The sequence below is a fragment of the Thaumasiovibrio clandestinus genome, from assembly GCF_047250365.1.
Taxonomy (GTDB): Bacteria; Pseudomonadota; Gammaproteobacteria; order Enterobacterales; family Vibrionaceae; genus Thaumasiovibrio.
This window is the reverse complement of the sequence record NZ_JBLBVL010000017.1, coordinates 76,271-83,266: the sequence shown is the minus strand read 5'-3', so window position 1 is coordinate 83,266 and position 6,996 is coordinate 76,271. Positions and strand designations below refer to the sequence as shown.

Below are 6,996 nucleotides of genomic sequence, written 5' to 3'. Positions count from 1 at the left end.
GATTAAGGTAAGATCTTAAAACGGATTGGGACTGGTTAGAATGTGGGGTTTATGGGCGCATACTTAGCGGTGGTGTTTGGTCGGCTTAATTACGCACCTTCCAGTTGGGTTTCAATTGAGGTGCTCGGTTGGCTAGGTAACCGACTTCTCATTCGTGTTGATCTGCATTATGGTCTAGTGCATGAGTAACCAACACAATGATGAGAAGTATTCTTTTAGTGCTTTGCCCAGGCGTGCGCATGTTCCGCATTTGTGCGAAAACCACAGTGGTTGAGCAATGGTTGGAGCCAATAACAGAAATGTAGACTTTGGGCGGAGAGTGGCAACTGAAATCCATTGTGAATCATATAAAAACATTATGGGGCAAAGGTGATTTAGGCAACCGAGAAAGGTTGAGTAAGAACGATTTGGCATGTGAAGTCGGATGAAAAAAGAGGCTTTACTGATGAGCTGGGCTACCCAGACTTAACGAACGTTGCGATTCTGAAAATCGAAATTTAGGGTTGATTATTCCAAAAATATCAGCAAGCTTTGCCAGCAGTTCTAGTGATAATGACTAGTCTAGAGTTGATCTTGCTTATTTAAATTTTGAGGGAGGTCTAGCTTGTCGGTTTAGTCACTACGGTGTGTCCAATTTGCGTCCAACAAGAACAAGGACAAATTATTAGTTTAATTAAGTCAGTGGATTAGATTGTTCGTCTCATAATCGAGCCAATAGAATGTTGGTTGGTTATCGGTGCTCACTGGCTATCTCCAGAATTGAAAAAACAAGATATTGTTCCATATTTTCAATGGAAATCACAGGCAAACAGCGAAAAGCGATGACGAGGCTACGTTAGCATCCAAGAAGTATGAATGATGGGCGAGGGCATATTACCAGTGTTTCTGCACAAACAGTAACCCTTGGTAACCTTGTATTAATGTTGCAACTAACGACATTGAAGCACATCAGAAAAGTTTCTCAAAAACAACTGATTCGGCTGTGAGATACTGGCTACTTGCCCCTTTTTAAATGACAAAATGATTATAAATCCATTGCATATTCATTAATTCACTTCAAAATTTATCTTACATCAATATCATTACATTCAGCCAGCAGGTGCAACTCAGCGTTAATCTTTTCGTCACACTCCTACTATTAAATAGCTACGACATTAACTAGGAGGTAAAAATGGAATTTAATCAGACACCTAAGCTAGGGATGGTGCTTGCTATCGCTGTCGCATTACTATCGGGTTGTAACTCGAACAGCGATAACAAAAGTCCTGACGACCAAGCGCCAAAAGCCAAGAATATCATCTTGATGATCTCCGACGGTGCCAGTGATGGTGCATGGGATGTGTCTAGCTACTGGAGCCATGGTGCTTCGCTAAACAATATCGCCCCATACGAGCAAATCGACCAACGTTTGGCAATGACAACCTTCCCACTCAACGTGAACAGCGCTCCAGTGAGCTGTGACGAGGAAGAATTCCAAGAAGCCAGCTATGAAGCGCAGAAAGCATGGGACGACAGCATAATCGATGAAGTAGATGGCAACTATCGTCGTCCATTTCAAGGCTATAGCTACATCAATAAGAATGATACTGATTCAGCCGCTGCAGGTACCGCGTTGGCAACAGGCCGAAAAACCTACAATAATGCCATTAGCGTTGATTACTGCGGTCAGCCACTGGACACCATTACTCAGATTGCCAAGAAGAATGGACGCTCAACCGGTATCGTGACCTCTGTTCAGTTCAACCATGCCACCCCAGCAACTTTCGGTGCCCATCATGTTAGCCGTAATGCTTATGCTCAACTGGGCACTATTATGCTAACCAACGGCATGGCTGACCTAATCATGGGTGCAGGCCACCCAGAGTTTGATAGTAACGGCAAGCCTCGCGTCGATAACAACCATAAATACATCGCTGAGGCAGATTGGGGCATGCTGAAAAACAATGCAATGTTCCCTGTAGGCAGTGACCAACCGTGGACACTGATTGAAAGCAAAGACACCTTTACCCAGCTAGCCAACAACACTGCACCTCAAGAGGTGATGACAGGCCCATTGTTTGGCTTGGTTCAAAACGATTCGACGCTGCAACAGGGGCGTGGCAATTGTAGTGATGAGCAAAAGGCGACGGCGTTTGGTTGTCCATTCATTGCGAATCAGCCAAGTCTGAAAACCATGACACAAGGTGCGTTGAACTACCTCAATCAAAACGACAATGGCTTCTTCCTGATGGTAGAAGGTGGTGCTGTCGACTGGGCCGCGCACGGCAACGATACGGCACGTATCATTGAAGAGCAGATTGACTTTAACAACGCTGTACAAGCCGTATCTGATTGGGTTGAAAGCGAAAGCAGCTGGGATGAAACCCTACTCATCGTCACCACCGACCATGGTAACTCTTATGTACTGGGTGGGGCTTCTGATCAAGTGGCCTATGCCGCGGTTGATAACCCTGGCAAACATACAATGCCAGAAGTGAAATACTATAGCGGTAGCCACACCAACGAGCTGGTTCGCCTATACATGCGCGGTGCGGGTGCCAATACCATCGTTGATTACATCGATGGTAGCGACCCAGACTACGTAGAGAACTACAATCACATCGGTGCTAATGGCGACTATGTCGACAACACCAATGTCTTTGATGTTATGAAGGCGCTAATCATCCAATAAGCATCCCCTTTGTCGCGGCGTTGGCTCATCGACTGACGTCGCGTTTTTTAAGCGCATTGTGCATTGTATAAAATTTGTCGGTATCTAATTAAGGCATAATTATCAGTGTATGTGGTGATGATAAACTTCCATTTAGCTATAAGCTCAAGTTGTGGTGAACATTTGCATAACATAGATGGACTAGAATCTTATAAAGCAAAATTACTCCAGTGATTAAGGGATTTTCCGATGTTATTTCATTATCAAATGACTTTCCTAAATCCGGCGTCAACGTTAGGGACTTCTAGTCTAAATAATGTTAATTCATTGAATATGCAACGATTTTTTATAAAAAACTTATAGGCAAGTAGAAATCTAATTCAAATGCCTCTTCATGATTTAAAAAATGGTTTTGATGATAATGCACATACGCAGGCGTCGAACGTAATTTGAAGCCTGAGGTTGGCAACCATTTCTCTAGAACTATACTGATTTGTGGCAACAATTCGCCATAAACACCAGTTAATCGAAATACGGCATGCAAGCCGCCTGGTATGGTCATTTGGTTCACAACACCGCGATACTTAAGTGGCTTATCAATGGCGATGCATGCTACATAGCGACACTTGTCCAACTCAACCCAAGCTGGGTTCGAGTGATGCAAACCATATTGGATCGATAAATCACGGTTCTCTGAGTTGGCCCAAGCCTTTAGCACCAACCAAGCATTGCGGATCGTACGGTTGTAACCTTCATGACGAACATAAGCAGCAAACCGGTGTGGCACTTCGACGATCTTAGGCTTAGGCAAAGTAAGCTTTTCGACTCGATGGTAACCCTCAGCCACCTCAGAGTCTTTTAGATAAGGCTTTTCCGCGACTTGTAAATCATGCTTACGCCAAGCGCCGGGCGACATATCAAATGTGGCTTTAAAGGCGCGACTGAAAGATGACACCGAACTGAAACCACACTTATTACCAATCTCCAATACCGACGATTTAGTATCGAACATCAGCTGGTTTGCAGCATACTCCATTCGCGTGCGACGGATGTATTGATGAATCGATTCCCCCACCACATTTTTAAAAATGCGGTGGAAGTGCTGTTCAGAATACGCAGCTACATTGGCTAGCTCTTTAGCGGATAACTCCCGACTAATGTCTTGGTGTATGTAGAACAGTACGTCATTGATTCTAGAAACCTGTTGCTGACTCATAATTTAGCGTTTTATCGAAATAGCATAAATGGACATATTTAACAGCATAAATGGACACACTAAGCTTGGCAATTTTCATGTAATATCTTTCGAATAAAGCCAGAGTTAATAAATACGAGAAAAACAGCAGATGGAAATTGCACAGTCATTACAACAAGTAAAGTCATCGTACATCCGAGAGATCCTCGCTACCGCCAGCGACAAAAACGTCATCTCGCTTGCTGGCGGTTTACCGGACAAGAATACCTTCCCAATCGACTTAATGAAGCCGACTCTTGAGAACTTGGCAAACATGCCAGAGGTTTTCCAGTACGGTTCCACGGCAGGTTATGAGCCGCTACTAAACTTCCTGACCGATTACTTCAAGCTTCCTGAAACACACGCCGCGATGATCACTACCGGCTCTCAGCAAGGTCTGGATTTGATCGCTCGAGCTTACGTGAATCCGGGTGACAAAGTGGTTATGGAAGCTCCGAGCTACCTTGGCGCGATGCAGGTGTTTGGTTTTGTTCAAGCAAGCATCGTTACCGTTTCTCAAACCGACTTTGGTCCAAACCTTGAAGAGCTAGAGCAGTGCTTCGCAGAGAAAAGACCGCAAATGTTCTACGCTGTCCCAGATTTCCATAACCCAACAGGGGTGTGCTGGTCACTAGAAACGCGTAAAAAGGTTGCTGAACTTTGTATTCAATATGACGTGGCTCTCATCGAAGATGCGCCATACCGAGAGCTGCGCTTCTCTGGTAAAGCTCTGCCTTTGGTTTCTGATTTCTGTCCACAGAACTCTATCCTATTGCGTTCATTCTCTAAGATTGCGTCACCAGGCCTTCGCATCGGTGTGGTGACGGGTAAAGCTAGTTACTTAGAGCCGTTGATAAAAATCAAACAAGGTGCTGACCTACATTCGAGTGTACCGATGCAAGCACTTCTGCACGGCGTGCTCAAACATGACAACTTCGAAACCCACATCAACACCATTCGTGAACTGTACAAATCTCGCTACGAAGTTATGTATGCAGAGCTGGAAAAACAGCTTCCGACAAGTTGTGTATTGAAGCCAGTTGATGGTGGTATGTTCGTATGGGTAGAGATTCTAGAATGCGATACGTTTGAGCTCGCAAAATCACTGTTAGCAAGCGGTGTAGCCGTCGTACCAAGTCCAGTTTTCTATCCAGATGGTGCTGAAGTGAAAACGGCACTGCGCCTTAACTTCACCAATTCAACCCCAGAAGAGTTGGAAGTGGCGGTGAATCGTTTAGTTCAAGTATTAAACATGCTCTAATGTGTGGGGTGAAGCTAGAAGAGGTGGAACGCTGAATTGTAAAATATAGTTATCAAGCTTTACATTTGTAGTGGGTTAGGAAACTAGGCCAGTTACACAAGAACCCATCTTCGCTTCGTTCACGTTTAGATGTGGTGTCGCCTTTCGGCCTCCTCGGTCGTGAGATACCGACGCACCCGTTACGGTCGAGTTTGACAGTAGTACTTCATGGGAGGGTCTTAATCAGGTTGGAGAAGTATTGCTTGCGCTGCTCGGTGGCGTTTATGGTGATGACTCCTTGTTTACCATCGAATGATGGAGGTTACAAGAAGTATGGCGATCTTACGCTTTACTCTGCCGCAGAGCGGCCTCGTTCAACAAACAATTAAAGACGGACTGCCAACACGCGGCATTGTCAGTTCAAATTGGGTATTGTGTTTTCGGTGGTTATTTTGAGTTTTGTGTTAGGGTTGTCAGCCACTTAGCAGAGCGTTATGTGCTTTTGAGGAGATTGGCATGGAAGTTATAATAGGGAAGTCTGCGGAGTTCATAGAAAAGGCTCAGGCTATTCGCTATCAAGTATTCACCGTGGAGCAGAATATTCCGAATGAGTTGGATTTTGATGGCTTAGATAGCATTGCAGAACATGCCCTTGTTACTGAAACAAATCAATCTGTAGCGACAGCGCGTCTGGTTATCAATACAGATGGGTCTTCGGTTATGGCTAGAGTTGCTGTTCTCAAGGCATACCGAGGTCGTGGTATTGCCTCAATTGTCGTTAACAAGTTAATTGAGCACGCAAAAGAGCAGGGTATAAGCATGATAGAAATTCATGCTCATAGTTATTTGCGAAGCTATTATGAAAGGCTTGGCTTTGATTTTATCCAAGAAGTGGAGATCGTTGGTGAGCATCAATTAATTGAAATGCACCACCAATTAGTGCGTACATAACAAATAAGGACTAAGCGCTGCGAAGCCAGCGCTAAATCCCGATTGTTGAACAAGCCCGATGCCTCTATATAAGTAAATTGTGCGATCACGTTTAGATGTGGTGTCGCCTTTCGGCTACCTCGCTCGTTGATGGCGTGTAAACTGAAGTGGTGTTTAGCAAGATCAACACCGCAATAACAGATGGAATGTGACATGGTCAGCTTCAGTGGCCTCACAGTTACCACCTAAGTGTGGCAGATCTTCATGAGGGAGAATCCATGTCATTCGTTATGCGCGACAAAGAAAAATACAAGGAGGTTGTATGATCGTCTATGGAGATTTGCAGTCAGGTAACTGCTTAAAGGTTAAATTGCTATTGTCGTTGCTAGGTATTGAACATCAGTGGCAACACGTCAATATTTTAGAAAAGGAGACTCAAACACCAGAGTTTCTATCCATAAACCCAAATGGAAAGATCCCAACAGTTGTACTGGATGACGGTCGAGCACTTTGTGAGTCAAACGCTATTTTAGGGTATTTTGCGGAGGGTACAGATTTTATGCCTCAGGATAAGTACCAGAAAGCTAAAATGTATGAGTGGCTATTCTTTGAGCAGTATTCGCATGAGCCCTATATTGCAGTGGCTCGTTTTATTCAAAAATATCAGGGTATGCCTGAGCATCGAGTCGATGAGTACAACGCTTTACAGGCTGGAGGCAACAGAGCGTTAAGTATCATGGAGCAGCAGTTATCAAAAACGTCATTTTTAGTTGGCAACCAGATTACTATTGCCGATTTAGCTTTGTACGCTTATACCCATGTTGCTCATGAGGGTGGTTTTGATTTAGCTGGTTATCCAAGCATTCAGAGCTGGGTTAACGCTATTTCATCGTTAGAGGGTTATGTAGGCATGGAATAACTCCTATAGTTAACTGTGTCATT

6 protein-coding genes are annotated in these 6,996 nt (G+C 44.3%); 5 read left to right on the top strand and 1 reads right to left on the bottom strand.

Features of this window, described 5'->3' with window-relative positions:
• Positions 1-51 precede the first annotated feature (51 nt).
• Both ACKLNH_RS17310 and ACKLNH_RS17305 read left to right on the top strand, forming a co-directional pair.
• Positions 52-189 carry a hypothetical protein gene (locus tag ACKLNH_RS17310; RefSeq protein WP_413113513.1) on the top strand — a complete coding sequence of 46 codons (138 nt, stop codon included), beginning with the start codon at positions 52-54 and terminating at the stop codon, positions 187-189.
• 982 nt (positions 190-1,171) lie between these two features.
• The gene (locus ACKLNH_RS17305; RefSeq protein WP_413113512.1) at positions 1,172-2,671 is read left to right on the top strand and encodes an alkaline phosphatase; all 1,500 of its coding nucleotides are present in this window, start codon (positions 1,172-1,174) and stop codon (positions 2,669-2,671) included.
• Positions 2,672-2,996: 325 nt separating this feature from the next.
• Here the strand turns inward: ACKLNH_RS17305 and ACKLNH_RS17300 are convergent, their stop codons facing one another.
• Positions 2,997-3,866 (bottom strand): AraC family transcriptional regulator, encoded by an 870-nt coding sequence (locus tag ACKLNH_RS17300; protein ID WP_413113511.1) that lies wholly within the window; start codon positions 3,864-3,866, stop codon positions 2,997-2,999.
• Positions 3,867-3,996: 130 nt separating this feature from the next.
• Between ACKLNH_RS17300 and ACKLNH_RS17295 the strand changes: the two genes are divergently transcribed.
• The 3 genes from ACKLNH_RS17295 to ACKLNH_RS17285 all read left to right on the top strand — a co-directional run bounded on the left by ACKLNH_RS17295 (position 3,997) and on the right by ACKLNH_RS17285 (position 6,973).
• The gene (locus ACKLNH_RS17295) at positions 3,997-5,145 is read left to right on the top strand and encodes an aminotransferase-like domain-containing protein (RefSeq protein WP_413113510.1); all 1,149 of its coding nucleotides are present in this window, start codon (positions 3,997-3,999) and stop codon (positions 5,143-5,145) included.
• 495 nt (positions 5,146-5,640) lie between these two features.
• The gene (locus ACKLNH_RS17290) at positions 5,641-6,075 is read left to right on the top strand and encodes a GNAT family N-acetyltransferase (RefSeq protein WP_413113509.1); all 435 of its coding nucleotides are present in this window, start codon (positions 5,641-5,643) and stop codon (positions 6,073-6,075) included.
• A 301-nt stretch (positions 6,076-6,376) separates the two neighbouring features.
• Positions 6,377-6,973, top strand: coding sequence for a glutathione S-transferase family protein (locus ACKLNH_RS17285; protein ID WP_413113508.1), 597 nt, complete (start codon positions 6,377-6,379; stop codon positions 6,971-6,973).
• Positions 6,974-6,996 lie beyond the last annotated feature (23 nt).

What these genes read in the sequence shown, in the direction of transcription:
- ACKLNH_RS17310 (WP_413113513.1), top strand. Translation starts at nt 52, where the DNA reads ATGGGCGCATACTTAGCGGTGGTGTTTGGTCGGCTTAATTACGCACCT.
- ACKLNH_RS17305 (WP_413113512.1), top strand. Translation starts at nt 1,172, where the DNA reads ATGGAATTTAATCAGACACCTAAGCTAGGGATGGTGCTTGCTATCGCT.
- ACKLNH_RS17300 (WP_413113511.1), bottom strand. Translation starts at nt 3,866, where the DNA reads ATGAGTCAGCAACAGGTTTCTAGAATCAATGACGTACTGTTCTACATA.
- ACKLNH_RS17295 (WP_413113510.1), top strand. Translation starts at nt 3,997, where the DNA reads ATGGAAATTGCACAGTCATTACAACAAGTAAAGTCATCGTACATCCGA.
- ACKLNH_RS17290 (WP_413113509.1), top strand. Translation starts at nt 5,641, where the DNA reads ATGGAAGTTATAATAGGGAAGTCTGCGGAGTTCATAGAAAAGGCTCAG.
- ACKLNH_RS17285 (WP_413113508.1), top strand. Translation starts at nt 6,377, where the DNA reads ATGATCGTCTATGGAGATTTGCAGTCAGGTAACTGCTTAAAGGTTAAA.